27 protein-coding genes and 1 pseudogene are annotated in these 25,611 nt (G+C 64.4%); 13 read left to right on the plus strand and 15 right to left on the minus strand.

The features are described 5' to 3' along the window. The first annotated feature begins 4 nt into the window (after positions 1-4). Positions 5-1,216: a DUF1444 domain-containing protein gene (locus F0185_RS08435; RefSeq protein WP_167223368.1), complete on the plus strand. Its 1,212-nt coding sequence runs from the start codon at positions 5-7 to the stop codon at positions 1,214-1,216. On the opposite strand, the gene F0185_RS08440 is transcribed toward F0185_RS08435, so the two are convergent. Genes F0185_RS08440 through F0185_RS08450 form a run of 3 tightly spaced genes read right to left on the minus strand, consistent with a single transcriptional unit; the run spans position 1,153 to position 3,197 of the window. Then, the gene (locus F0185_RS08440; protein WP_187362470.1) at positions 1,153-2,481 is read right to left on the minus strand and encodes a permease; all 1,329 of its coding nucleotides are present in this window, start codon (positions 2,479-2,481) and stop codon (positions 1,153-1,155) included. The genes F0185_RS08435 and F0185_RS08440 overlap by 64 nt on opposite strands. Positions 2,482-2,484: 3 nt before the next feature. Then, the gene (locus tag F0185_RS08445; protein ID WP_167223370.1) at positions 2,485-2,736 is read right to left on the minus strand and encodes a DUF2249 domain-containing protein; all 252 of its coding nucleotides are present in this window, start codon (positions 2,734-2,736) and stop codon (positions 2,485-2,487) included. Beyond that, the gene (locus tag F0185_RS08450) at positions 2,733-3,197 is read right to left on the minus strand and encodes a hemerythrin domain-containing protein (protein ID WP_166884585.1); all 465 of its coding nucleotides are present in this window, start codon (positions 3,195-3,197) and stop codon (positions 2,733-2,735) included. The genes F0185_RS08445 and F0185_RS08450 overlap by 4 nt, the downstream gene beginning before the upstream one ends. Positions 3,198-3,327: 130 nt before the next feature. On the opposite strand from F0185_RS08450, the gene ubiU reads away from it, so the two are divergent. Genes ubiU through F0185_RS08470 form a run of 4 tightly spaced genes read left to right on the plus strand, consistent with a single transcriptional unit; the run spans position 3,328 to position 6,120 of the window. Beyond that, entirely contained in the window at positions 3,328-4,356 is a 1,029-nt protein-coding gene (gene ubiU / locus F0185_RS08455) for a ubiquinone anaerobic biosynthesis protein UbiU (RefSeq protein ID WP_441295224.1), read from the plus strand. 10 nt (positions 4,357-4,366) lie between these two features. Next, on the plus strand, positions 4,367-5,269 hold the full coding sequence (gene ubiV / locus F0185_RS08460) for a ubiquinone anaerobic biosynthesis protein UbiV (protein ID WP_370663988.1): 903 nt from the start codon (positions 4,367-4,369) through the stop codon (positions 5,267-5,269). Continuing rightward, the gene (gene ubiT / locus F0185_RS08465) at positions 5,266-5,727 is read left to right on the plus strand and encodes a ubiquinone anaerobic biosynthesis accessory factor UbiT (protein ID WP_167223372.1); all 462 of its coding nucleotides are present in this window, start codon (positions 5,266-5,268) and stop codon (positions 5,725-5,727) included. Before ubiV ends, ubiT begins: the two co-directional genes overlap by 4 nt. Positions 5,728-5,739: 12 nt before the next feature. Further along, positions 5,740-6,120, plus strand: a complete 381-nt coding sequence (locus F0185_RS08470) for a putative zinc-binding protein (protein WP_167223374.1) — start codon at positions 5,740-5,742, stop codon at positions 6,118-6,120. Positions 6,121-6,232: 112 nt separating this feature from the next. Here F0185_RS08470 and F0185_RS08475 read toward each other — a convergent pair whose 3' ends face one another. The 6 genes from F0185_RS08475 to nirK form a co-directional block, all read right to left on the minus strand. Continuing rightward, positions 6,233-6,949 carry an anaerobic ribonucleoside-triphosphate reductase activating protein gene (locus tag F0185_RS08475; RefSeq protein WP_187362471.1) on the minus strand — a complete coding sequence of 239 codons (717 nt, stop codon included), beginning with the start codon at positions 6,947-6,949 and terminating at the stop codon, positions 6,233-6,235. Continuing rightward, positions 6,933-7,127 carry an anaerobic ribonucleoside-triphosphate reductase gene (nrdD, locus tag F0185_RS35165; protein WP_167223376.1) on the minus strand — a complete coding sequence of 65 codons (195 nt, stop codon included), beginning with the start codon at positions 7,125-7,127 and terminating at the stop codon, positions 6,933-6,935. Before nrdD ends, F0185_RS08475 begins: the two co-directional genes overlap by 17 nt. Positions 7,128-7,158: 31 nt before the next feature. Continuing rightward, positions 7,159-9,174, minus strand: a complete 2,016-nt coding sequence (locus F0185_RS08485; RefSeq protein ID WP_167223378.1) for a ribonucleoside triphosphate reductase — start codon at positions 9,172-9,174, stop codon at positions 7,159-7,161. Positions 9,175-9,301: 127 nt separating this feature from the next. Next, the gene (locus tag F0185_RS08490; RefSeq protein WP_167223380.1) at positions 9,302-9,892 is read right to left on the minus strand and encodes an SCO family protein; all 591 of its coding nucleotides are present in this window, start codon (positions 9,890-9,892) and stop codon (positions 9,302-9,304) included. Next, the gene (locus F0185_RS08495; RefSeq protein WP_167223382.1) at positions 9,889-10,695 is read right to left on the minus strand and encodes a formylglycine-generating enzyme family protein; all 807 of its coding nucleotides are present in this window, start codon (positions 10,693-10,695) and stop codon (positions 9,889-9,891) included. Before F0185_RS08495 ends, F0185_RS08490 begins: the two co-directional genes overlap by 4 nt. Before the next feature lie 7 nt (positions 10,696-10,702). Then, on the minus strand, positions 10,703-12,112 hold the full coding sequence (gene nirK / locus F0185_RS08500; protein WP_167223384.1) for a copper-containing nitrite reductase: 1,410 nt from the start codon (positions 12,110-12,112) through the stop codon (positions 10,703-10,705). A 246-nt stretch (positions 12,113-12,358) separates the two neighbouring features. Between nirK and F0185_RS08505 the strand changes: the two genes are divergently transcribed. Continuing rightward, positions 12,359-12,661 (plus strand): hypothetical protein, encoded by a 303-nt coding sequence (locus tag F0185_RS08505; protein WP_167223386.1) that lies wholly within the window; start codon positions 12,359-12,361, stop codon positions 12,659-12,661. A gap of 119 nt (positions 12,662-12,780) precedes the next feature. On the opposite strand, the gene F0185_RS08510 is transcribed toward F0185_RS08505, so the two are convergent. Beyond that, entirely contained in the window at positions 12,781-13,152 is a 372-nt protein-coding gene (locus F0185_RS08510; RefSeq protein WP_167223388.1) for a hypothetical protein, read from the minus strand. 230 nt (positions 13,153-13,382) lie between these two features. Next, positions 13,383-13,710 (minus strand): annotated as a pseudogene (locus tag F0185_RS34740) (IS3 family transposase); the annotation flags it as partial. A 290-nt stretch (positions 13,711-14,000) separates the two neighbouring features. On the opposite strand from F0185_RS34740, the gene F0185_RS08520 reads away from it, so the two are divergent. After that, positions 14,001-15,206, plus strand: a complete 1,206-nt coding sequence (locus tag F0185_RS08520; RefSeq protein WP_167223392.1) for a glycoside hydrolase family 19 protein — start codon at positions 14,001-14,003, stop codon at positions 15,204-15,206. Positions 15,207-15,381: 175 nt separating this feature from the next. Here F0185_RS08520 and F0185_RS08525 read toward each other — a convergent pair whose 3' ends face one another. From F0185_RS08525 to F0185_RS08535, 3 genes are all read right to left on the minus strand, one after another. Next, complete coding sequence (locus F0185_RS08525) at positions 15,382-15,762, minus strand: SirB2 family protein (protein ID WP_167223394.1); 381 nt, start codon at positions 15,760-15,762, stop codon at positions 15,382-15,384. 14 nt (positions 15,763-15,776) lie between these two features. Continuing rightward, complete coding sequence (locus F0185_RS08530) at positions 15,777-16,034, minus strand: DUF2249 domain-containing protein (protein WP_166884607.1); 258 nt, start codon at positions 16,032-16,034, stop codon at positions 15,777-15,779. A 66-nt stretch (positions 16,035-16,100) separates the two neighbouring features. Beyond that, complete coding sequence (locus tag F0185_RS08535; protein WP_167223396.1) at positions 16,101-18,377, minus strand: nitric-oxide reductase large subunit; 2,277 nt, start codon at positions 18,375-18,377, stop codon at positions 16,101-16,103. Positions 18,378-18,558: 181 nt separating this feature from the next. Here F0185_RS08535 and F0185_RS08540 point away from each other — a divergent pair, with 181 nt between their 5' ends. After that, positions 18,559-19,008, plus strand: coding sequence for an RrF2 family transcriptional regulator (locus F0185_RS08540; RefSeq protein WP_167223398.1), 450 nt, complete (start codon positions 18,559-18,561; stop codon positions 19,006-19,008). Positions 19,009-19,123: 115 nt separating this feature from the next. Here F0185_RS08540 and F0185_RS08545 read toward each other — a convergent pair whose 3' ends face one another. Beyond that, the gene (locus F0185_RS08545) at positions 19,124-20,431 is read right to left on the minus strand and encodes a hypothetical protein (RefSeq protein WP_167223400.1); all 1,308 of its coding nucleotides are present in this window, start codon (positions 20,429-20,431) and stop codon (positions 19,124-19,126) included. 218 nt (positions 20,432-20,649) lie between these two features. Between F0185_RS08545 and F0185_RS08550 the strand changes: the two genes are divergently transcribed. The 5 genes from F0185_RS08550 (at position 20,650) to F0185_RS08570 (ending at position 25,534) form a co-directional block, all read left to right on the plus strand. After that, entirely contained in the window at positions 20,650-21,894 is a 1,245-nt protein-coding gene (locus F0185_RS08550; RefSeq protein WP_370663989.1) for an MFS transporter, read from the plus strand. Between the two features lie 18 nt (positions 21,895-21,912). Further along, positions 21,913-23,298: a NarK family nitrate/nitrite MFS transporter gene (locus F0185_RS08555; RefSeq protein WP_167223402.1), complete on the plus strand. Its 1,386-nt coding sequence runs from the start codon at positions 21,913-21,915 to the stop codon at positions 23,296-23,298. Positions 23,299-23,312: 14 nt separating this feature from the next. Beyond that, positions 23,313-23,993: a Crp/Fnr family transcriptional regulator gene (locus tag F0185_RS08560; RefSeq protein WP_166884616.1), complete on the plus strand. Its 681-nt coding sequence runs from the start codon at positions 23,313-23,315 to the stop codon at positions 23,991-23,993. 12 nt (positions 23,994-24,005) lie between these two features. Then, the gene (locus tag F0185_RS08565; RefSeq protein WP_166884618.1) at positions 24,006-24,692 is read left to right on the plus strand and encodes a carbonic anhydrase; all 687 of its coding nucleotides are present in this window, start codon (positions 24,006-24,008) and stop codon (positions 24,690-24,692) included. Positions 24,693-24,925: 233 nt separating this feature from the next. Beyond that, entirely contained in the window at positions 24,926-25,534 is a 609-nt protein-coding gene (locus F0185_RS08570) for an energy transducer TonB (protein ID WP_167223404.1), read from the plus strand. The last annotated feature ends 77 nt before the right edge of the window (positions 25,535-25,611 follow it).

Below are 25,611 nucleotides of genomic sequence, written 5' to 3' on the forward strand. Positions count from 1 at the left end.
TGCCGTGGGAATTTTTGACCTCTTCAACACCAAGCCGACCGCGGCCAAATTTGCCACCTTGATGACCGACACGGCCAGAAGGCGCGGCATGACGCAGCCGATCCGCTTCGATGCGGCGGCGTTCAGCCTCACCATCGGCACCGACAACGCGCTGGTGCTCAACTTGCACAACGCATACAACGATTACTGCCGGGCCGGCAAGGGCGAGCGTGACCAGGTCCTTGCCAGCTATAGCGCCGCGCTGTCGCAGCCGGTCATGCCGCCCACGTTCGCCCTGGCCAGGCACGGCTTGATGCCGATCCTGCGCAGCCGCGCGATGCCCGAGGTGCTGCGCCTGACGCAGTTGGCCGACAACGACAACAAGCACAACGCGCACGCGGTGCTCCCGTTCAGCGAGGATGCGGTGCTCATGCTGGCCTACGACACCGAGCATGCGGTCCAGCCGATCGACCTGGCCACCCTGAGGCAGTGGGGCGTGAGCGTCGAGGAATGCCTGGCGGTGGCGCTGGACAATCTGCGCGAGCGCAGCGTGGCCAGCTTCGACGAGGTGGCGCCGGGCGTGTTGGTCAGCGCCTGGAACGATTCGTACGACACCTCGCGCCTGCTGTTGCCGGACATCGTGCACCGCTTGAACCTGGGCGCCGATCCGGTGATGATGATACCCACGCGCGCACGCCTGATCGCCACCTCGTCCGGTAATCCGGCCGGGATGCTGGCGATGGCCGAACTGGCGCAGCGCTATGCGGACCAGGAGGGACGGCAGGTGTCGGCGCTGATGTACCGTTTTCACAAGGGCCGCGCGGTGCAGTATGTTCCCGGGGAACCGGTGGCTGGCAAGCTCAAGGCGCTGTGGTCGCAGTCGATGGCGTCCGACTACGCCGGGCAGAAACAGCTGCTCGAAAAATTCCATGAACGTAAAGGCATCGATATCTTTGTCGCCAGTTTCCAGGTGATGCAACGCCCCGATCAAAGCGTGCTGACCATGAGCGTCTGGACCGAGGGCGTGTCGAGCTTGCTGCCGAAAACCGACATCGTGGCGCTGATCCGGCTCGATGGAAATGGACAGCTGCTCGACACGATGATGCTGCCATGGGATGAGCTGGCAGACAAGACCAACGCACTGAAACTGCTCGACGCCGGCTACCCGCCGCGTTATCGGACGACCGAGTTTCCGCCCAAGGCCGTGCGCGACACGCTCACGGCCATCGCGCTGTAACCGCGCCGCAGCGCCAGCGCCAGGTTAAACAGCAGCGCGCCGGCCGAGGCGAACATCGCCCCGGCGGCAGGACGCGCCAGCTGCGCCGGCCACCAGCAGGCCGCCAGCAGCAGGGCCAGGGCGGCGGCATGCAGCCAGAACTGGCGCTGCGCCGACTGGTCGGTGATGAGCGTCTTGATGGCCGGCGCGCGCTGCCCCTCGGCGGCGCGCTCCTGCAGCTCGCGCCAGACCAGGAAGGGCACGATCTTGTACAGCATGCCGTTGATGGTCGAGTACAAAAAACCCACCAGCATCAGCACGCCCATGGCCAGGGTGCGACCGTCGCCCGCCAGCTGCGATGGCAGCGCCCACAGCGCCGCGCAGGCGAGCATGCTGGCCATCGCCAGGCGCCAGAACAGGGTCATGGCGTCGGCCTGCGGACGCTTGCGACGCGCCAGCAGGCGCAGGGTCGCCAGCGCGAACACGGCGTAGGCGCCAAGTACCAGCGCGCCGGCCAGCGTGTCGATCCAGGCCAGGCGCGCGCGCAGCGCCGTGGCGCTCACGCTCCACAGCACCAGCAGCAAAAAGATCGCCACGCCCAGCACCTGCGGCAGCGGCTTGTCGTACAGCGGCGTGACCTGGAACATCGGCACCACCTGGAACGATACACCGACCAGCAGCAGTCCGGCCCACCCGAACACACCCCACAGCGCATGCAGGTCGGTGGCCAGCATCAGCGGCAGCGGCGTGGCCGCTCCCGGCCAGGCAAAGGCGCATGCCAGCAGCGCGCCGAGGCACACCGTGACCACCAGGCTGGCGAGCGCCAGCCGGACGGTGGCCGTCATCGGGATCGCGCCCGGCGGCGGCATCTGCCACAAGGCGACCGTGAGCGCGCCGACCAGCCACGCAAAACCCGGCAGCAGCAGGACCAGCGCGAGTCGAAACAGCCAGGGCTGCGTGAACAGGAAGGCGCAGCACAAGGCCGCCGTGCCGCCGCCCAGCAGCGCGTGCACCCCGGGCGCCAGCATGCGCGCGCGCGGCAGCGCCACGCCGGCAACCACCGGCAGGATCTGGATCAGCGCGCCGGCCATGGTCATGCCCAGGGTGCCGAGGGTGAGCAGGTGGGTCAGCGCCAGCGTGGCGGGCGACCAGCGCGAAACCAGCGCCGGTGCGCCCTGCCACAGCAGCAGGGCGGCGGCCAGCATGGCGCACGCCGGGGTGGCGAGAAAGTAGCGCAGCACCGCGCCGAGCGGCGGCGATTGTTCGAGCGAGAGGGTGCGCTGCATGCGTCAGGCAGCCGGCACGCGGCGCCAGATGCGCACTTCGTACAGGTAGTCGGGCAGCGCGGAGGTGGCGTGGCCATAGCCGTTTTGCGCCAGGATGCGGTACAGCGGGCGCGGCTCGCGTTCGATCAGGATGCACAGGTGGTCGCCCTCGGGCAGGCGGTCGAGCGCGTCGAGCACGCGTTCGAGCGGTTCGGGCGGCTCCAGGCCGCGCACGTCGATGTGGTGGGTTTGCGGGGTTGGCGCGGCGGCGTTCATGCGGCGCTGGCCATCTGGTCCATCGCCCCGAACGCCTGCATGGCCGCCACCAGCTTGTGGCAGTTCGGCGCCAGCACGCGCTCGATCATCGGATAGAGCACGCCTTCTTCCTTTTCGCTGTGCTGGTACAAAACGATGCCCAGCGTGTCGGCGTGATTGAGGAACGCATCGGTATCGCGCTCGCGCAGCGCATTCGACAAGCGCTGCGCCACGCCGCGGATGCGCAGGTGCTCGCTGCGCATCGCGGCGGTGGGGGCGCTGGCGGCGCCGATGGCGTTTTCGAACGCCGGAAAAATGATCCGCTCCTCGATCAGCAAATGCCGTTCGAGCGCGTGGCAAAAGGCGGCGAAGCAATGTGCTGCCTCGCGCCACAGGCCCTTGCGCACGGCGCGGCGCGCGTCTGCGAACAGTGCGTCGCAGCGCACATGGTCGGCTTCGAGATAGCTTCCGATTGTGTCCATCGTGGTCTCCTGCTGTTTGTGCATGGCGCCATTGTCGCCGCTTCGCAGTCCGGAAATCCTTGATGCACGTCAAAGATTTTCGGACTGCCCCCGGGCTACAGTGCAGTCCCCCACCTTACGACGAATGAACATGATGTCAAATTCTTCCGACGGCGCCGCGCCGTTCGAACTGGTGTGCCCTGCCGGCAGCCTGCCGGCCCTCAAGGCGGCCGTGGACAACGGCGCCGACTGCGTCTACCTGGGTTTTCGCGACGCGACCAACGCCCGCAATTTCGCGGGCCTGAACTTCGACGAAGCGGCCATCGAGCAGGGCATCGCCTACAGCCATGCGCGCGGGCGCAAGGTGCTGCTGGCGCTGAACACCTACCCGCAGCCGTCCGCCGGCGCCCTGTGGCGGCGCGCCATCGACCGCGCCGCCGGCGCCGGCATCGACGCCATCATCCTGGCCGACCCGGGCCTGATGCGCTACGCCGCCGAGCGTTATCCGGCGCTGCGGCTGCACCTGTCGGTGCAGGGTTCCGCCACCAACTACGAGGCCATCAACTTCTTCCATCGCCACTTCGGCATTGCCCGCGCCGTGCTGCCGCGCGTGCTGTCGGTGGCGCAGGTGGAGCAAGTGGTGCGCAATACGCCTGTGGAAATTGAAGTCTTCGGCTTCGGCAGCCTGTGCGTGATGGTCGAAGGGCGCTGCGCGCTGTCGTCCTACGCCACGGGCGAATCGCCCAATACCCACGGCGTGTGCTCGCCGGCCAAGGCGGTGCGCTGGCAGCAAACGCCGGCCGGGCTGGAGGCGCGCCTGAGCGGCGTCCTGATCGACCGCTACGCCGACGGCGAGCAGGCCAATTATCCGACCCTGTGCAAGGGCCGTTTCGACGTCGCCGGCGAACAGTTCTACGCGATCGAGGAGCCGGCCAGCTTGAATACCCTGGAACTGCTGCCGCAGCTGATCGAGCTGGGCGTGAGCGCCATCAAGATCGAAGGGCGCCAGCGCAGTCCCGCGTACGTGGCGCAGGTAACGCGCGTCTGGCGCGAGGCGATCGACCAGTACCGCGCCAGTCCGATGCGTTTTTCGGCCAAACAGGCGTGGATGGCGGATCTGAACAAGGTGGCCGAGGGGCAGCAGCATACGCTGGGCGCCTACCACCGCTCATGGAAATAAGGGAGGCAGCATGATGAAACTGGCCCTCGGCCCGGTGTTGTACTACTGGCCGCGCGATACGATGATGGCGTTCTACGACACGGTGGCGGCAAGCCCGGTCGATATCGTCTACCTTGGCGAAACGGTGTGCTCGCGCCGCCACGAGCTGCGCCTGCCCGACTGGCTGTCGCTGGCGGCCATGCTGGCCGACGCCGGCAAGGAAGTGGTGCTGTCGACCCAGGCGCTGCTCGAATCGGGCAGCGACCTGACCAACCTGCGCAAGCTCACCTCGAACGGGCGCTTTGCGATCGAAGCGAACGACATCGGCGCCGTGCACTGCCTCGATGGCAGCGTGCCGTTCGTGGCCGGCCCGCACCTGAACCTGTACAACGAAGACAGCGTGGCGCTGATGGCGCAACTGGGCGCGCGGCGCTGGGTCATGCCGCTCGAAATGGGGCGCGCCGCACTGGCGGCGATGCAGCAAAGCCGGCCGAAGGGGCTCGAGACCGAGGTATTCGCGTATGGCCGCATGCCGCTGGCGTTTTCGGCACGCTGCTTTACGGCGCGCCATCGCAACCTGGGCAAGGACGATTGCCAGTTCAGCTGCATGGCCCATCCGGACGGGCTGGAACTGCGCACGCGCGACGCCGACACCTTTTTGATCCTCAACGGCACCCAGATCCAGTCGCACCTGGTGTACAACCTGCTGGGCGAACTGGCGGTATTGGCGTCGATGGACGTGGACGTGCTGCGCATCAGTCCACAGGCGCAGCACACCGAGGCCGTGGTCGCGCTGTTCGACCGCGCGCGCCGGGGCCAGGTCGACCCGGGGCAGGCGCTGGCCGGGCTGGCGCCGTTGATGCCGGCGGCGGCGTGCGACGGCTACTGGCACGGCAAGCCGGGCATGGCGTTCGACAAGCGGGAGGCGGCATGAAGCAGCACGTTTACCCGGCTGTTCCGGCCCCGCTGGCCGGTTTGTTGGGCCGCCTGCCGCGTTTTCCCGGCTCGCTGCTGTTTGCCGCCGGCTTGAGCCGCGTGCTCGGGCCGCAGCTCCCCGGCGACGTGCGCGCCGCGCTGGAGGGGCGCTCGATCAGCATCGGCGTGCTTGACGCCGGCGTGCGCTTCGACGTGAGCTGGCGCGGATCGCGCTTCGTGGCCCTGGCGGCCCAGCCGGCGCCGGACCTGTCGATCGGAGCCAGCGCGCGCGACTTTTTGCTGCTGGCGCAGCGGCGCGAAGATCCGGACACGCTGTTTTTTGCACGTCGCCTGACCATGGAGGGCGACACCGAACTGGGGCTGCTGGTGAAGAACACGCTCGACGCGATTGACGTTGCGCTGTTCGATCCGGAGCGTTTGCTACCGGCGCGCTGGCGCCGGGGTTCTGCCATGTAAAGGAGGTCGATGATGGGTACCGACAGGGCGGCGCTGCCGCTGGTGTATTCGTGTTCGGGGTGTTCGAGCGCGGCGCAGATGGCCAATTACCTTGCGCTGGCGCTCGATCGCAGCGGGGAGGCTGAAATGTCGTGCATCGCCGGCGTGGGCGGCGGCGTGGCGCCGCTGGTCAAGCTGGCGCGCTCGGGCCGGCCGGTGCTGGCGATCGATGGGTGTCCGCTCGCGTGCGCGCGCCAGTGCCTGGCGCAGCATGGGGTGACGCCCGACAAGCATGTGCTGCTCAGTGAGCTCGGGGTGCGCAAGAAGATGCATGCGGATTTTGACAAGGCACACGCCGATCAATTGGCCTCGCAGTTGCACACCGATGCCAAGGTTTTAGGACGACACCCTTAGATTCGTCGTTCCCGCGAAGGCGGGAACCCATACCACCTCTGCTCAGACGTGCTATGGATCCCCGCCTTCGCGGGGACGACGGATCGTAAGTGATTGGAACTTGCCCGCTGGTTTACGCGGGCCGCAGTACGAAGGTATCGAAGCGCGCGCCAATGCGTTGCAGTGCCGCTTCGCCCATGACAGCACCCGCCGTCGCATTCAAACCGGCATCCGCGCAACCCTGCGCGCGGAAGGTCTGGATCGCGTAATTGCGCACGCCGGCGCCGGCCAGCGTTTCCGCCAGGTCTTCAACCTCGGCTTCCGACAGCAAGGCCGGGTGCAGGGTGGTCCTGCACTCATGCGCCACGCCGCTGTCGACGATCATCTCGAGGCAGGCACGCGCCGGCGCCCCGCTGTCGAACACACCGGTCACGCGCGGGTAAGCCGCGAACGGCGCCTTGATATCGAATCCCACCCAATCGACCAGCGGCAGCACCGCCTTCAACTGGCGCGGATAGATGCACGCCGTGTGCAGCCCGACCGCAAGCCCCATCTGGCGCACGGCCGCCATCGCAAAGGGCAAGGCCGGGTCCATGGTCGGCTCGCCGCCGCTGAACACCACGCCATCGAGCAAGCAGGCGCGGCGCACCAGCAGGGCCATGACGTCGGCCCAGGCCAGCGGTCCGCTCTGGCGCGGCTGCAGGTGCGGATTGTGGCAGTAGCCGCAGCGCCACGGGCATCCCTGGATGAACACCGCGGCCGCCAGCTTGCCGGGAAAATCGGTTGCGGTAAAGGCGGTGACACCGCCCACCCGCAGCGCGCCGGCGCCCACGCTAGCTGCGCGCCGCAACGGCGCGTTCGGTGAACCAGGTACGCTCGTGGAACTCGCCCTTCTTGCCGGTATTGAAGGACGATACGGGACGGTGATAACCCATCACGCGGGTCCAGACTTCGCAAGGCTGGCGCTCGGCATCGGTCAAGGTGATGGTTTGGGGTGCAAAAAATACGGCTTGGCTCAGGTCTGACATGGATAGCTCCTTTAGTGGTTACGCAAAGTGTTTATGCAAGTTCGCGTTGCTTGCGCGCGATCAGGTCCAGATCGCATTTGGGACAAAACGGGTGGCTGCCCCCCAGATAACCGTGCTTGGGGCAGATTGAAAACGTTGGCGTGACGGTGATGTACGGCAGGCCAAAGCGGCTGAGGGCGCGCTTGACCAGCTGGCGGCAGGCGTCGGCGGAGGATAGCGGCTCGCTCATGTACAGGTGCAGCACGGTGCCGCCGGTGTACTTGCGCTGCAGTGGGTCCTGTCGCTCCAGCGCCTCGAACGGGTCGTCGGTAAAGCCGACCGGCAGCTGCGAGGAGTTGGTGTAGTAGGGCATGGCGTCGGTGCCGGCCTGCAGGATGTCCGGATGGCGCTTGCGGTCCTCGCGCGCGAAGCGGTAGGTGGTGCCTTCGGCGGGTGTGGCTTCGAGGTTGTACATATGGCCTGTCTGGTCCTGGAACTCCAGCATGCGCGCGCGCACATGGTCCAGCAGGCGCAGGGCGAAGGCGTGCCCCCATTCGGTGGAGATATCGTGCTCGCCCCAGGTGAAATTGCGGATCATCTCATTGACGCCGTTCACGCCCAGGGTCGAGAAGTGATTGCGCAAGGTGCCCAGGTAGCGCTTCGTGTACGGGAACAAGCCATTGTCCATGTGGCGCTGGATGACCTTGCGCTTGATCTCCAGGCTGTCGCGGCCCAGGTCCAGCAGGCGGTCGAGCGCGCCGAGCAAGCCTTCTTCGTCGTCCGCATGCAGGTAGCCCAGGCGCGCGCAGTTGATCGTCACCACGCCGAGCGAGCCGGTTTGCTCGGCCGATCCGAACAAGCCGTTACCGCGCTTGAGCAGTTCGCGCAGGTCCAGTTGCAGGCGGCAGCACATCGAACGGATCATGTTCGGCTTCAGTTCCGAGTTGAGGAAGTTCTGGAAGTAGGGCAGGCCGTAGCGCGCCGTCATCTCGAACAGCAGTTCCGCGTTCGGGCTGTTCCACGCAAAATCCTCGGTGATGTTGTAGGTCGGGATCGGGAAGGTGAACACGCGGCCCTTGGCGTCGCCGGTCATCATGATCTCGATGTAGGCGCGGTTGATCATGTCCATCTCGACCTGCAAGTCGCCGTAGGTGAACGGCATGTCGGCGCCGGCGATGTGCGGCACCTGCACGCGCAGGTCTTCCGGGCACACCCAGTCGAAGGTCAGGTTGGTGAAGGGCGTCTGCGTGCCCCAGCGCGACGGCACGTTCAGGTTGTAGATCAGCTCCTGGATGTACTGCTTGACGCTCTCGTAACTGAGCCCGTCGACGCGCACGTAGGGCGCCATGTAGGTGTCGAAAGAGCTGAACGCCTGGGCGCCTGCCCATTCGTTTTGCAAGGTGCCGAGGAAGTTGACGATCTGGCCGATGGCGCTCGACATGTGCTTCGGCGGCGCCGATTCGATCTTGCCCGGCACGCCGTTCAAGCCTTCGTGCAGCAGCGTGCGCAGCGACCAGCCGGCGCAGTAACCGGCCAGCATGTCGAGGTCGTGGATATGCAGGTCGGCGTTGCGGTGGGCGGCGCCCACGGCGGGCGGATACACGTGATCGAGCCAGTAGTTGGCGATCACCTTGCCCGACACATTGAGAATCAGCCCGCCCAGCGAGTAGCCCTGGTTGGCGTTGGCGTTGACGCGCCAGTCGCGCTGTTCCAGGTATTCGTTCATCGACGCTTCGACGTCGATCAGGCTTTTGCGGTCGCGCCGCAGGCCGTGGTGCTGCTCGCGATAGACCACGAAGGCGCGCAGGGTGGCGCGGTGGCCGGCGTTAAACAGGGCGGTCTCCACCGCATCCTGGACTTGCTCGACGCCGGGGGTGTCGATGCCCAGTGCGGACAGCGCGGGCAGGACCGCGTTCCAGGTCAGCAGATGGGCGGCGTCGGCGTCGAACTCGCCGCTGGCCAGCGCGGCGCGCTCCAGGGCCGACCCGATGCGGGTGGCGTCGAACGGCTTGACGGCGCCATCGCGCTTGCGGATGTGGGTGGGTAAGTGAAGCGGTGGAATAATCATTTGCTCTCCATGAGGCACAAGATGTAGTGCATGGAGAGAGATTAAATACTATATGTAGTGTGGTCAACGGAGTTTTGGAGCGCTTGTAAAATCCTTGATCCAGGTTGGTTTTTGGTGGCCGTGGCGCCTATTTGAGCGCCAACCGGATCTGCGCGACGAAGGCCGGATCTGGCAGGGGACTCAGTTGCGTGCTTGCGGCCAGCAGTTTACCGTTGGCGTCGAGCAGGCAGACGCGCGTGGTGTGATTGATCTCGCCATTGGTGACGGCGCGGTACTTGACCTGCAGCGCGCCGGCCATGGCGCGCGTATGGGTTTCGTTGGCGGCCACCGCCAGGCGGAAGATGGCGGGATCGAGCTTGTGCGATTTTGCCAGTCCGGCCAGCGAGTCGGGCGTGTCGTACAGCGGGTCGAGGCTGACCATCAGCACCGCCAGCCGTCCCGGCGCGGGTTTGATCAAGTCGACCGTGCGGCGCAGGTTTTCGATGATGATCGGGCAGGCCGCGTTGCAGTCGCCGTAAAACATTGTCACCAGCAGCGGACGGCCGGCCAGTGCGCGCCAGTCGAACTGGCGGCCCTGGCTGTCCTTGAGCGGGACCGACAGGCGGTAGAGCGAGTCGGGCGGCAGCGCATCGGCGTGCGCCAGCGGGGCCGCGATGAAGCTGGCGGCAAGGATGCTCGCGCGCAGCAGCGCGCGGCGCATCGGATTGAAGGTGTTCATGGAGAGTCTTTCGGTTTGGGTGCATCGGTGGCCGCGCCGCGTGCGCAGCGAAAGCCCAGGTAGCCGCCGTCCTGCGCGCCTTCCATCGCCGCCAGCAGGGCAATGCGCATCAGCACCGCATAGTTGCGGCGGTCGCCCAGCGAAAGCGCCGCGCCGCCGCAGTAATCGAGCTGCTTGCGCGGGTCCTGGGTGCGGCTGTCGGCACTGACGAACAGCGCGCTGTAATCCTCGACCCATTCCCACACCAGGCCGTGCATGTCGTACAGGCCATGGTAGTCCGGCGGATTGGCGCGCACCCGCGCGGGCGGCGTGCTGGCCGGATGGGCGTACCAGTTGAGGATGTGTTCCAGCCATTGCGGGTCGTCGCGGGCGTCGGCGCGGGTGGCGTCGGCCGCTGCCGCGTATTCCCATTCGTGCCAGCGCGGCAGGCGCGCCCCCTCGCTGGCGCAAAAGGCGTTCGCCGCGTGCCAGCTGACGTTGGTGACCGGCGCATCCGGCGCCAGCGCGCCGTGATCCGCCGGACCGCGCCACGCGGCCAGGTACGTCGGCGCGGCCAGCACCGCCGGCGCCTGGCCGCGCTGCCACTCGGGATGCGCGAGCACGAAGTCGCGGAATTCGGCGTTGCTGACCGGCGCCGTGCGCATCGAAAACGGCGCCACGATGGCCGGCGCCTCCTTGCCGTCGGCCGGCATGACGGAGCGCAGCTCGCCGCCGGGCAGCGCCGCGTACTGGCCGGCTGCGGCGGCGCCGCACAGCACCAGCAGCAGCGCCGCGCAGGCGAACGTGGTCAGGTCGCGTTTCATGGCGCGTTCAATTGGCTTTGACCTGGCGCATTTGCTTGACCTGGGCCGGCGTGATGACGGCTTTGCCGCCGTTCATGTCGGTGCTGACGTAGTTGATGACGGCGGCGACATCGTCGTCATCGAGGTCTTGCGGCGGCATGACCGAGTTGTAATGCTCGCCGTTGACGACCAGCTCTCCGCTGCGGCCATGCAGCACGATGTGCGCCATTTCGTACGGCCGCTCCTGGAAGAAGTCCGAGTTGGCCAGCGGCGGGAACACTCCCGGAACGCCTTTGCCGTCCGGCAGATGGCAGGCCGCGCAGGTGTTGTCGTAGACCGCCTTGCCGCGCACGCGTTGCGCGCTGGTTGGTGCGGGCACCGGTGGCGCCTTGGCTGCAACGGCGGGCGGCTTGGCGCCGTTCAGCGCTGTCTTGATGCCCTTGCCGTAAATATCGAGCCGCTCGGGACCGCTGATCGCCATCAAGCCGACCGCACCCTTGTTGAAGGCGCGCGTGAGCGAGTGGTCCACCAGGGTCAGGTTGCCGGGTACTTTGGGGACGAATTCGACGATGGTCGAGCCGCCCGGAGGCACCAGCGTGGTCTGGACGTTTTCCTGGAAGCGCGAGCCGCCGTCGGCAAAGACCTTGTCGAAAATGGCGCCGATGATGTGGAAGCTCGATACCGTATTCGGACCGCCCACGCCGAAGAACATGCGCACCTTGTCGCCCGCCTTGGCGCTGAGCGCGCCCTGGCCGGTGAGTGCGCCGTCGGCGCCGTTGAACAGCACGTAGGTGGGGCGCTCGTCGATGGCCTTTTGCAGGTCGAAGCCTTGCAGGCCGGGGGCGCGGTAGGCGCCGGTGGTGTAGAAGTCACCCTGCATGACGTAGTATTCCTTGTCGACCTTGGCCATGCCTTCCTTGGGTTCGACCAGGATCATGCCGTACATGCCGTTGGCGACGTGCATGCCGACGGGCGCGGTGGCGCAGTGGTAGACGTACAGGCCGGGGGCCAGCGCCTTGAAGGTGAAGCTGGCTTGATTGCCCGGGGCGATCAGGGTTTGCCCGGCGCCGCCACCGGGACCGGTGACGGCGTGCAGGTCGATATTGTGGGGCAGCTTGTTGCCTGAGAGGTTTTGCAGGTTGAGTTCGACCGTGTCGCCTTCGCGCACGCGGATCATTTTGCCGGGGACGGTGCCGCCGAAGGTCCAGAAGGTGTAGCGCGTGCCGGGTGCGATTTCGCGCTCGATTTCCTCGACCGTCAGGTTGACGACCACGCGCGCCGGGGTCTTGCGCGTGATTTGCGGCGGCAGTGCGGGCGGCGCGAGCAGCTCCTGATGGATGACCGGCAGCGCCGCTTCGGCGGCCTGGGCGTGCAGCGAGAAGAGGGCGGAAGCGGTGGCGAGGCAGGTGCCGGCGAGACGGAGAGGAAGCGAGCGCATGATAAGACCTTTTCTTTTTCTGTTGGACGTTGCGAAAGGCAGCCGTCAACAGCATGCTAAGGTTTGCGTTCGGGAAATTCCTTGATGTGGATTACATTTTGGGGCAATCTGGCGAACGGTTGGCGGTCCGACGGCGCGTTGGTGCCGGAAGACCGTGTGCATGGGTGAAGAACAGGGTTGGTGAGAAGCCGTCCGATGATCCGGCAACGGCTGCAAGGGTGAGGTTTTTCGGGGAGATAAAAGCAGATGGCACTGAATTTTCACGATTACAGCGGCGAATTCTACGATGGGGATGAGGGCAGCTATTTCGTCATCCTGCGTGGAACCGCGGACATCATTCTGATACCGACGCTTGAGGCCAGGGACGACGAATTGCGATGCGATTTCGAGTTGCTCGACAAAACCTTAAGCACCGACGACGTGAAATCATTGGTGATTGTTGTGCTTCTTGGGCATTTTCTATTGGGTTACTACGCGAAAACGATAAAATTTATCCAGTTTAAGAACATCGCGAGTGAAGATGAATTTCGCAGCGTGTATCCTGGTTAATGTGATTTGCAAAACTGCCGCGTGTGCAGCGCGTCTTGCTTGCACCGCCCTGGGTTTTCTCTCAGCCCCAATGCGCAAGGTGCGCATCGTTCCGGCGCTTGCCAGGATAAATCCTCGTCTTAGCTATCGTTCTGTTCGCTTCCACCATAAGCACGCATGTTGGTGATCAAGCTCGCTACGGCAAGGAGGACGCACGTTGCTCCGGAATAGGTGGCGAAATTAAAATAGATTTCCTGCCCCAACCCCTCCACAAGGAAAAACAGGCCGAGCAAGCCGAAAAACAGCGGTCCGATGAACATCGACTTGCGGGTAACCTTTAGTAATTTCGTGCTGCGCAGCTGAAGTGCGTGCATCTCAGACGCTCTGCTTTCGTGAACACCTTTACATGCCAGAGCATGACCGAGATCGACACTGCATTCGGAACACACGCCCTTGCCGCAAACCCGGAAAATTCCAAAGGCATTGTTGTGCGGGTGGCTGAAACAGTTCATGTATTTTCCTTATCGGTCAAGGCCGGGATGCGCGTACGCCAGTCGTAATGAACCCGGCGACGACAGCGGCCGTCGACGAGCGCTGCCAATTATATCGAGTAATTGCGCCAGCAATCTTGGGTCGCTGACGAGTATCCTCGTCAGCGTTGCCCGGGCAGTGTCCGTCAGTCGTTTCAATTCGCACACAAGCTCAACAACTTTATCTTGCGCTTGATGTAAGGCTGCAACGGAACATCGTTGATGCCTGCAACGTAACCATCTTTCACTGGTGGCAATGTAGGTGATGTCGGTCACCCACACGGTGTTCGGGGCAACCGGCTTGAAAACTTGTCCGAGAAGATTTGGGGCCGCTGGCAAATCGTGATTCGAGTTAGTTGTAGCCGTAAATTTGCGCGTCTGCTTGCAGCGCAGCGTCAATTCTTGCCGCAGCCGTGCAATCCGGTCGCGGCCAGCGACAAATCCTTGAGCTTGCAGTTCAGGCTGCAGTCGTACTTCGCCATACGTCTGCCGAGTCTGGCGACGTGCCGCGACAATGGCCACCTTCAATCGCTCGTCATCGCAACGTTACGGTCATTGACCTGAACGACGCGGCCTTCGAAGTGCTCAGCATGACGGTCTCTCTCATTTCCTCAGTGGCCCATTTTGGTATTAATTTCCTCCAGGTTGGCATGCATATATCGGATTATTGGTGTTATATTGGTATACCGATATTGCACATAAAACATCGGAATTGTCGCGTAAACCGCTTTCGCCATCATCGCGCGGGCACGGAGTGACGCGCGGCACACGGATCGGCCAGGTTTATTTCCGGCACGCAAGTGCCCCGACAATTTGATATGGAGCCTCAATTGAACAGAACAATCATCAACAGCCTGATCATCAGCGTACTGGGCGGGGCGCTGGCCGCCTGCGGCGGCGGCGGCGACAATACGTCCACCGGCACCCAGTCATCCCAAAGCAAGATGTTGGCGGCAACGAGCGTCTGTAACGCAGCGTGGAACAGCGCCACCGTCTATGATGGCGGCAAATCGGTCAGCTACGGGGGGATCAACTACACGGCCGCCTACTGGACGCAGGGCGACAATCCATCGACCAACAGCGGGGCCGCTGGAAGTGGCAAGCCATGGACGGTGAGTGGCTCGTGCGGCACCACGCCGACTCCGACGCCGACACCGACACCCACGCCGACACCGCCCCCAAGCTGTTCATCCCAGACCTGGACCGCAGGAGTGAACTACAGCTTGGGCACCGTGGTGAAGTACCCAGCTAACGGCAATTTCTATAAGGTCGTCAATAGCGGCACCAACGGCTCCGACGGTACTGATCCGACCATTAGCACCTGGTATTGGCAGCAAACTACTTGTGGCAGCACGCCAACTCCGACGCCTACTCCCGACCCGGCAGGTAGTTTTGCCGGCCTGTCAAAAGCTCAGTTCGAAGCATGGTTCCCCAGCCGCAGTTCGTTCTACCAATACGCCGACTTCGTCGCTGCGGCAGGTTACTATCCAAGCTTTGCCAAGTCGGGCAACGCTACCCTGGACAAGCAGGAAGTGGCCGCCTTCTTCGCCAACCTGCAGCACGAGTCGGACAACCTAAGGGCAGTCAGGGAATACAACACCGCCAACTGGCCCTTGTACTGCGACGTGAACTGGGTACGAGTCCCTTGTAAGAGCACCAACATGGTCGACCAGTACTTCGGTCGCGGCCCGATCCAGATCAGCTGGACCTCGAACTACCGCAGTCTGGGCAACGCCATGGGCCTGGGCGAGCAACTGGTGACCAATCCGGAACTGTTGGCCACCAACGCCACCATCGCCTGGAGAAGTGCGGTCTGGTACTGGATGACCCAACCGGGCCGCGCCGGCAGGTCGGCGCATGACTCGATGGTGGGCGGATACGGTTTCGGCCAGACCATCAATGCCATTAACGGCAATCGCGAATGCGCAGGCGGCACCGAGTACCAGGGGCCGGCACAGATGCAGACCCGGGTGAATTACTACACGACCTTCACCCAGAACTTGGGCGTACCCACCGGTCCTAATCTGACTTGCTGATAGGCACTGGCTGAAGCTCAGGCCTGAAACGCAAAAGGCGGCATCGATATCCCGATACCGCCTTTTTCATATCTACACCCTCTACGTCACGCGCAATGTCGAGCGCGCAAACCAACGACGCGATGGCTTGCCGAATCCGGCGGCAGCGCAGTCAGATTGGCGCTCAGGCCGGCCGCTACCCGACGATGAAGACGTGTCGAGTGAGGGCGACGGCGACGATGTAGGAGACGGTCAGCAGCGCCGCGCCGAAGGCGATGGCGCGCACCTGTTTGGGACGGCCCGGCTTGAGCGCAACCACGCCCAGCCCGATGTAGAGCACCAGCGCCACCACCTTGGCGCCCAGCCAGGGCTGGGCAAACGGGTACTGGCCGCTCCACACCACCATGGTAATCGCACTGGCCAGCAGCACCGAGTCGACGATATGCGGCGCGCTTTTCACCCAGCGCCGCCCCAGTTGCGGCGAGTCGCGCAGCATCCACACGCCGCGCAGCAGGAACAGGAAGATGCTCAGCGCCGCGCAGCTCATATGCAGGTGTTTGACGGCGAGGTAGCCCATGCTTGTCCTTCTCTTCAGGCGATCCCGAAGTCGATGATGATTTCGCCCGGCGCGCGCGCCACGTAGGCGATCGTCACGCGCGATCCGAAATGGGCCTCGATCTGCGCCAGCAGCGGCAGCGGATCGTGGTCGTTATAAAAGCGCATGGTCTCTCCCGGCTCCAGGGCGGACAGCGCGCCGAAAATGGCGGCGTGCCGGAAGCGCTTGGCGACGCCGCGCGCGTCGAACGGGTAAAGACCAATGGAGGCGGTCGAGAAAACAGCGTTTGTCATGTTGCTACTCCTGTTAGTGTAATCGATGCGAACCCCGGCAGGAAGTGCCCGCCGGGGAAAACCGCCTTAGCGCCTGTTTGGTGCGACCGAGCCGATGACGACATTGCTGCCGCGTGCCCCGGTGGCGAGCTTGAGGGCGAACAGCGCGAGGAACATGCAGCCGACCGCAAACACCACGTCACCCGGCACGCGCAGCCAGACAAGCGTTTCCATCAGCGGCGAGTGGACCACCTCCGGCGAACGCGCAAACCAGGTGCCTTGCGTGACGCTGGCCCAGGCCTGGTAGATCCCGGCCGGCACCAGCGAGATGAAGACCATCATCGCCAGGCCGATGTTCAGGCACCAGAACATCGGTGCGAGCAGCTTGTCGGACCAGGCGGCGCGCTCGGTCAGGCCGCGCAGGCAGAACAGCATCAGGCCGATGCCGAGCATGCCGTACACGCCGAACAGCGCTGCGTGGCCGTGCGCCGCCGTCATGTTCATGCCCTGCATGTAGTACAGCGCGATCGGGGTGTTGATCGAGAAGCCGAGCAGCCCGGCGCCGACCACGTTCCAGAATCCGACGGCGATGAAGCACAGGATCGGCCATTTGTAGGCTTGCACCCACGGCGCCGCTTTCGAGCGCTGGTAGTTGCGCCATGCTTCAACCCCGATCATCGCCAGCGGTACCACTTCCAGCGCGGAGAACATGGCGCCGATGGCGATCACAAAAGTAGGCGTGCCGGTGAAGTACAGGTGGTGCAGGGTGCCCAGGATGCCGCCGAACAGGAACACGATGGTTTCCAGGATGATGGCGCTGTTGGCGGTGGACGCGGCGATCAGGCCAAGGCGCGTGAACAGCAGCGCGATGACGGCGGTGGCGAACACTTCGAAGAAGCCTTCGACCCACAGGTGGACCAGCCACCAGCGCCAGTATTCGACCATGGCGTAGTGGGTGTGCGGACCCCAGGTCAGCGAGGTAGCGTAGAAGCCGCCGATGCACAGGGCCGCCAGGAACACCATGGCGATCAGGCCGCGGCTTTCCGATGGGGTGCGCAGGGCCGGCATCAGGCCGCGTCCGAGCAGCAGGACCCAGAACAGCAGGCCGACGAACAGCAGTATTTGCCACACGCGCCCCATGCTGGTGAATTCCAGGCCCTGGTTGCCGACCCAGAAGCTGAAGTCGTTGCCCAGGTGTTGCAGGGTGCCGAGCCAGCCGGTGATGGTGGAGCCGGCCACGATGAACAGCAGCGCGTAGAACAGGACGTTGACGCCGAGCGCCTGGTATTTCGGTTCATGCCCCGAAATCGCGGGAGCGATATACAGGCCGGTGGCCAGCCAGGCGGTGGCGATCCACAGCACGGCGAACTGGGTGTGGATGGTGCGGCTGACGGTGAACGGCAAGATCTGGCCGAGCGGGAAACCGAAGAAGCTCTGGCCTTCAACCGCGTAGTGGGCGGTGACGACGCCCATGCCGACCTGTACCAGCACCAGGGCGATGACGACCCAGAAGTACTTGCGGGTGGCGCGCATCGAGGCGGTCGGTTTCATGTCGAACAGCGGGTCGGCCTTGGGGGGCGCGGGGTCGTCGCCTTCGTGGGCGCGGCCGTGGTAGAAGATCATGCCGGCGATGGCGGCGATCATCAGGATCACGCTGGCGATCGACCACATGCCGGCGCCGGCGGTGGGGCCGTTGCCGACCAGCGGTTCGTGCGGCCAGTTGCTGGTGTAGCTGATGGCCGTTTCGCCCGGACGGTCGGCGGCGGCCGACCAGGAGGACCAGAAGATAAACGCCGGCAGGGCGCGCAGGTCGTCGGGATCGACCAGGCTGCCCGCGCTCATGGCGTACTGCTCGCGCAGGGCGTCGAGTTTGGGATCGTTGCCGAACAGGGCGCTGTAGTGGGCGGCGACTTCACGCACGGCTTGGGCGCGTTCCGGCGAGACGGTGATGATGCCGGTGCGCGCGTCCCAGGTGTTGGCGCGCATCTCGCGCTTGAGCCGGTCGCTCAGGGCTGCCTGTTGTTCGAAGTCGAGCTGCGCGAACGGCTTGCCGAATTGCTTGGTGGCGTAGATCTCGCGCAGGGCGAGCGCTTCGCGGTGCAGCCAGTCGGCCGACCAGTCGGGCGCGAGGTAGCTGCCGTGTCCCCAGACCGAGCCGAGTTGCTGGCCGCCGGCCGAGAGCCAGGCTTGCTGGCCGCGCTGGACCTGGCCTTCGGAGAACAGCACCTCGCCCTGGCGGCTGGTGACTTGTTGGGGAATCGGGGGAGCGCTCAGGTAGATCTCGGTCCCGACCCAGCCGAGAACGGCGAAGGACAGGACACAGATGACTGCGAGCCAGGTCCATAGTTTGCGTGAGGCGTGCATGGCGTGGTTTCCTTGTTATTAGAACGAAGCGGTACAGTCCGCTCCGTTAAAGAAGGATTCTAGATACATCTATTTAAACAAGCAAGTTAAATACTTCTTTTGCGCAGTGTGACGCCATCTGGATCAATACATGTATACTGAATGCCTCATTAGACCCGTCACCCAACCATCCGCCAACGCCATGCGACTGACCGCTTATACCGATTACACCTTGCGCACCCTGATCTACCTGGGCATGCACCGCGATCGCCTGGCCACCATCCAGGACATCGCCGACGTGCATGGGATCTCGAAGAATCACTTGATGAAGGTGGTCTACCAGCTTGGCTTGTCGGGCATGGTGGAGACGGTGAGGGGGCGCAACGGCGGGCTGCGGCTCAAGCTGGAGCCGGAAATGATCAATATCGGCGCCGTGGTGCGCCACAGCGAGACCGATTTTTACATGGCCGAGTGCTTCGACCCGGGCAGTAACGCCTGCACGCTGGCGCCGGCCTGCGCGCTCAAGGGCGTGCTGGGAGCGGCGACGGCGGCATATTTAAAGGTGCTCGATGGGGTGACGCTGGCGAACTTGATTGAGCACAGCGCCAAGCCGGGCGGACGGGCCGACAAGGCGATTATCGTGTGGAAGTAGGGCGGTGGCGACACGCCGGACGCAGGTTCCGGCGAAGGCCGTCCTGGCGCGGCAAGTCGTCCCCGGCGCTGCCGGAGACCGTGCGTCAGCTACGCGCGTCAGCTACGCGCGTCAGCTATGTATTGGCGGTATACACCATCGCAAAGCCGCCACCGGGCGTGCGGAAGTTGGTGGTCTGGCCCTGGTACACGCGCGCAGCGGTCCACTGCACCGCGCCGTCGTAGGTGTAGCTGCGAATGTCGAACTTGAGCCGGTCCGGCGCTTCGGCGCTGCCGCCGGTGCGGGCCGGCGGCGCCATGATCGCCTGCGCCACATAGTCGCCGTCCAGGATGTCTTCCCAGGCGCGCCTGGTCAGTTTGTCGCCACGGTAGGCGGCGCGGCCGCCGTAGCCGGCCACCGGTTTGAAGAACCATGCGCGGCGCGTGCGCCACAGGCGTTCGGCCTCGCTGGCCCGCACCAGTTCCGTATGCGGTATCGCGCCGATCAGGATCGCGCGCGTCGCTTCGGGCACGCCCAGCTCAGTGAGGCGGACGTCGTCGGACAGCAGCGCCAGGTTGCGCTTGTCGGCGTACAGCGCATGCGCGCGCGGGTGCGGCGTGAGCACCACGGCGCAGGCCAGGTAGGCGTCGCGCAGGGCCGCGTGTTCGGGCGCGTCGAGCATGAAGTCGGTCAGGCGGTTGTAGACCAGGTCCACAATCAGGTCGCCGCGCCACAGGCTGCCCGCTTCCCAGCGCAGCATGGACGGGTCGACGATCAGCGCTTCGATGTCGTGGCGCGCGAACAGCTGCTGAAACAGCAGGAACTCCGGATAGAGATACTGGTTCTCCGGTTCGTCGTCGACAATGACGATCGTGCGCAGCGGCGTGCTGCGCCCGCCCAGGCGCCACTCGTTGCGGAACATGGCGACGATGGCCTCTTCCAGCGCTTGCGCGCGCGCGGCGCCGTCGCCGGCGTCGCCAATGGCGCTGCAACCGCGGCCGGCGCGCGCCAGCGCGGCGTTGAGCAGGGCGCCGCCGGCGTTGGTGTTGATTTCGATCAGGCCGACCGCGTCGTCGCCCACGTGGAAGTCGTAGCCGAAAAACACGCCGCGCGCGCCGGGATCGTGGCGGGCGATGGCCGGCGCGTCGGCCAGTACCGCAGCCTGGTAGGCCGGCAGCGCCACCACGGCGTGCACCGCGTCGATCAGCTGCGCCATGCGCGCCGACTGGGCCGGCGACACGAACACCGGCAGCGTCGCGAACAAATGCGGGCAACGCTCGCTGATCAGGTCGTACACCTCCGGTCCCGCATGGTCGTTGCGCAGCGCCTCGGCCAGCGCTTCGGCCGACGGTCCGGCGCAAAAGCAACTGGCGTTCAGGCCGGCCGCATCTTGGGTGGCGCAGCTTGGGTCACAGTGGGAATCGGGTGTTGCAAAGTCTTGCATGATGCTGCCTCACGGTTTCTGGGTCTGTTGTTATACCTCAAAACGCGCGAACGCATCGTTGATTTGTATCAACACGACTTGCCGCGCCTATGCACCCTAGTTCTTTTGGGCTAGTCCTCTAGCCAGATTGCCTTTCATAACCCGCCCTCAGGCTAATAGTCGTGCTCTACGGCACCACGTAAGCTTCCTGTATCAGGTCATCGGTCCGGGAGAAGAGCGTGTCTAGCAAGAATCAACAACAGAATAAGCAACAAATCGCGGTGCTGGCCAGCAGTACGTTCGCCTTCACCATCTGCTTCGCCATCTGGATGATGTTCGCGGTACTGGGCATCCCCATCAAGGCGCAACTGGGCCTGAACGAGACCGAATTCGGCCTGCTGGCGGCCACGCCGGTGCTGAGCGGCTCGCTGGTAAGGGTGCCGCTCGGCATCTGGACCGACCGCTTTGGCGGGCGCATCGTGTTCTTCATCCTCATGCTGGCCACCGTGCTGCCGATCTGGCTCATTTCGTACGCCACCGCTTACTGGCATTTTCTCGTGCTGGGCCTGTTCGTCGGCCTGGCCGGCGGCTCGTTCTCGGTCGGTACGCCCTACGTGGCGCGCTGGTTCGGCAAGGAGCGGCGCGGACTGGCGATGGGTATCTTTGGCGCCGGCAACTCCGGTTCGGCGCTGACCAAGTTCGTGGCCCCGGCCATCATCGCCGCCTTCGGCTGGCAGATGCTGCCCAAGGTGTATGCGGTGGCGATGCTGGTCACCGCCGTCGCTTTCTGGCTGTGTTCGTTCAGCGACCCGAGCCACAAGATGCCGGCCGGGGTGTCCTTCACCCAGCAGATGAAGGTGCTCAAGGACCCGCGCGTGTGGCGCTACTGCCAGTATTACTCGGTCGTGTTCGGCGGCTATGTGGGCCTGGCCTTGTGGATGACCAAGTATTACGTCAGCGAATACGGCTTCGACATGCGCCTGGCCGCGCTGCTGGCGGCATGCTTTTCGCTGCCGGGCGGCGTGCTGCGCGCGCTGGGCGGCTGGATTTCGGACAAATACGGCGCCTACAAGGTGACCTGGTGGGTCATGTGGGTGTGCTGGGTCTGCTTCTTCCTGCTGTCGTACCCGCAAACCAACATGATCATCAAGACCGTGACCGGCAGCACCACCTTGCAGATTGGCGTCACGCCCGTGATGTTTACCGTGCTCCTGTTCGTCGTCGGCGTGGCCATGGCGGTCGGCAAAGCCTCGGTCTTCAAGTTCATCGGCGACGATTTTTCCGACAACATCGGCGCCGTCTCGGGCGTGGTGGGCCTTGCCGGCGGCCTGGGCGGCTTCGTGCTGCCGATTATGTTCGGCGCCCTGGTCGACCTGACCGGGGTGCGTTCCTCCGCTTTCATGCTGCTCTACGGCGCGGTATGCGTGTCGCTGGTGTGGATGCATTTCAGCTTCAAAGACAGTGCACGCCCGGTCGCCCCCTAATTCAAAGGAGAAATCAAAATGAGTAAATATGTGATCGCCACGTGGGAGCCGGAACTGCCGGCCTTCTGGCAAAGCAGCGGCAAGGCGACCGCCAACCGCAACCTGTGGATTTCGATCCCGGCGCTGATGTTCGCGTTCGCCGTGTGGATGGTGTGGAGCGTGGTGGTGGTCAACCTGCCCAATATCGGCTTCAAGTACAGCACCAACCAGCTGTTCTGGCTGACCGCGCTGCCGGGCTTGTCCGGCGCGACCTTGCGCATCTTCTATTCCTTCATGGTGCCGATTTTCGGCGGGCGCAAGTGGACAACGATCTCGACCGCCTCGCTGCTGATTCCGGCCGTCGGCATCGGTTTCGCGGTGCAGGACGTCAACACCAGCTATCCGGTCATGCTGATCCTGGCCTTGCTGTGCGGCTTTGGCGGCGGCAACTTCGCTTCGTCGATGGCCAACATCAGCTTCTTCTATCCGAAGGCGCAAAAAGGTTACGCGCTCGGCATGAATGCCGGCCTGGGCAACCTGGGCGTGTCGGCGGTGCAGTTCGTGGTGCCGCTGGTGATCACCGCCGGCGTGTTCGGTGGTCTCGGCGGCGAGGCGCAGCAGTGGGTCAAGGGTGGCGCGACCAAGGCCATGTGGCTGCAGAACGCCGGCTTCATCTGGGTGCCCTTCATTGCGCTGACCGCGATCGCAGCATGGTTCGGCATGAACGACCTGGCCTCGGCCAAGGCGTCTTTCTCGGAGCAGGCCATCATTTTCAAGCGCAAGCATAACTGGCTGATGTGCTGGCTGTACACGGGCACCTTCGGTTCGTTTATCGGCTATTCGGCCGGCTTTCCGCTGCTGATCAAGACCCAGTTTCCGGACGTTAATCCACTCGACTACGCCTTCCTCGGCCCCCTGGTCGGCGCGTTGGCGCGGGTGGTGGGCGGCATCGTGGCCGACAAGCTCGGCGGCGCGCGCGTGACCCTGTGGACCTTCGTGCTGATGATCGCGGCTGCGGTCGGCGTCATCCAGTTCCTGCCGCATGGCGACGTGGCCGGCAACTTTACCGGCTTCTTCTGGATGTTCATGCTGCTGTTCGCCGGCACGGGCGTGGGCAATGCCTCGACCTTCCGCATGATTCCGGTGATCTTTCTCACTGAACGCCAGCGCGCGGCCGAGGGCAAGGGCCATGCCGCCAAGGAACAGGCAATCGTCGACGCCAACAAGGAAGGCGCGGCGGTGCTCGGCTTTACGTCGGCGGTGGCCGCGTATGGCGCGTTCTTCATTCCCAAGTGCTACGGCACCTCGATCGCCATGACCGGCGGTCCGGACGCGGCGCTGTGGTGCTTCGTCGGGTTTTATGTCTCGTGCATTGCGGTCACGTGGTGGTGCTACGCGCGGCGCAACGCCGACATGCCTTGCTAATGATGGGAGCGGTCATGGAAAAGACCCGATTCGCGCCCCAGACCTTCCTGGCGCGGCTGCCGCTGTTCGACGCCATGTCTCCGGAGGAACTGGAGGCCATCGCGGCCGGCACCAGCGAGCGCCATGTGGGACGCGGCGAGATCATCTTCCAGCGCGGCGATGCTTGTCGCGGCTTTCACCTGGTCATTTTCGGCCAGGTGAAGCTGGCGGCCGGGGTGGCCAACGGGGCCGAAAAGATCATCGAACTGATCGGCCCCGGCCACAGTTTCGGCGAAGCGCTGATGTTCATGGAAAAGCCCTACATCGTCTCGGCCACGGCGCTGGCCGACTCGCTGCTGCTGCATGTGACCAAGGAAGCGGTGTTCGACGGCATTGCGCACGACCCGGGCTTCGCGCGCAAGATGCTGGCCGGCCTGAGCCGGCGCATGCATGGCCTGATCTGTGACCTGGAATCGGTGGCCTTGCAATCGGGCACGCAGCGGGTGATCGGCTACCTGTTGCAGGACGAGGCGACCGGGCAGGGCGCGCAGTTGACACTGCCGGTGAGCAAGGCGGTGGTGGCCTCGCGCCTGAACCTGACGCCGGAGCATTTTTCGCGCATTCTGGCGGACCTGAGCGTGCACGGCCTGATCGGCGTGCAGGGGCGCAACGTGACCATCATGAATATCGACGGCTTGCGCGAGTACGCGGGCTGAACGGAGCAGGACATGCAAGACATCGAAAAATTCGTACGCGGCTTCAGCCGCTTCCAGGAACAGTACTTCAGCGACGAACACGGCGTCTATGAAAGCTTGCGCGGTGGACAGCGTCCCAGCACCTTGCTGATCGGCTGCTGCGATTCGCGGGTTGATCCGATGCTGCTGACCGGCAGCGGGCCGGGTGACATGTTCGTGGTGCGCAATATCGCCAACCTGGTGCCGCCGTGCACGCCGGATGCGCCGCCGGGCGTCAGTTCGGCCATTGAGTTTGCCATCTGCAACCTCGAAGTGGCGCGGGTCATCGTGCTCGGGCATGCGCGCTGCGGCGGCATCCGCGCCTTGCTGGCGCCGCAACCGCTCGCGCCGGAGCAGCAGGAGACCGGCTTCGTCGAGCGTTGGATGCGCATCGCCGAACCGGTGCGGGTGCGCGTGATGCGCGACCTGGCGCACAAGAGTTCGGAAGAGCGGCACAAGGCCTGCGAGCAAGCCAGCATCTTGCAGTCGCTCGACAACCTGCTGACCTATCCCTGGCTCAAGCGCCGGGTGGAGGAGGGCAAGCTGGTGCTGCACGGCTGGTATTTCGATATCGACAGCGGCGCGCTGATGGGCTATTCGGCGCGCCAGCATGCGTTTTTGCCGATGGTATGCCCGATCGATGCCGTCAAGGGGCGGGTGGTGCCGGTCGGAACGCCCTGATCGGTGCACGTGGCGCCGCATGCTACGAGTTTCTCGATGATCGGACCGTTTCCGTCCTGTTTCGCTTGAGCAGGTTGAATGCACTGTACTGAACCGAGCGCCAGGGCTGCCAGACCCGCACGCCCGACCAGACCTACGAGCTGGTCCGGGTACGCAAACAGGCGCTGATCGATGAGCATAAGGATCAGCTCGCCGGCGCCATTGCGCGTGCCTATGTCAGTGAACTGGCAAGGATGCGGGCGCCGGCCGACCATCCCGTGGCCGTGGGATACCTGGAGCGCGCCCACGCGGCGTTTCAGAAGATGAAACAGGGTTTGCCCGCAGCGGACGCAGCGATCGTCGAGAACGTCTTTTCCGACGGCAAACCACTTCCGGAGCGAACTGAACAGGTGATCTGCGACAGCGTCTGGACCACCAGCCATGCCATCGTCGACGCGACAGTGGAGGATGCGCGCTGGCTCAGGATGGCGGTGACGCATTTTGAATATACAAGGGCTTTCCAGGGCGTCGCCGCGTCGCGCGTATCGCGTCCGACCCCGCCTGGATTTACCCCCGGCAAGGCGTTCGTCCACCGGCCTCTGTTGCTGGCGCGCCGCAAGGTCAGTGGCGCGATGGGCGTGACCATCCTGGTTGATTCGACGGGCAAGGTTTCCGACGTGAAGATCGCGTGGAATAGCTTGCGTCCTGGATATGTTACCAGCGCGAACGGCGACAGTTTCACGGCCGTGGACTTGGTTTTGCCGGTGCTCAGCGCCTATTTCAGCGACGGGCGATTTGAACCGAGGTTGGTCGACGGCGTTCCGGCGCCATTTTCGGTTTCGCAAGAAATCGAATGGAAATAGTTTCGCTTCCGGCCTCCCGATATGGCAGGTTCGCGCTTAGTTTAGCGCAAACAGACCGCTTGACTTCGGCAGAATAA

Source organism: Massilia rubra, from assembly GCF_011682065.1.
GTDB classification, from domain to species: domain Bacteria; phylum Pseudomonadota; class Gammaproteobacteria; order Burkholderiales; family Burkholderiaceae_D; genus Telluria_A; species Telluria_A rubra.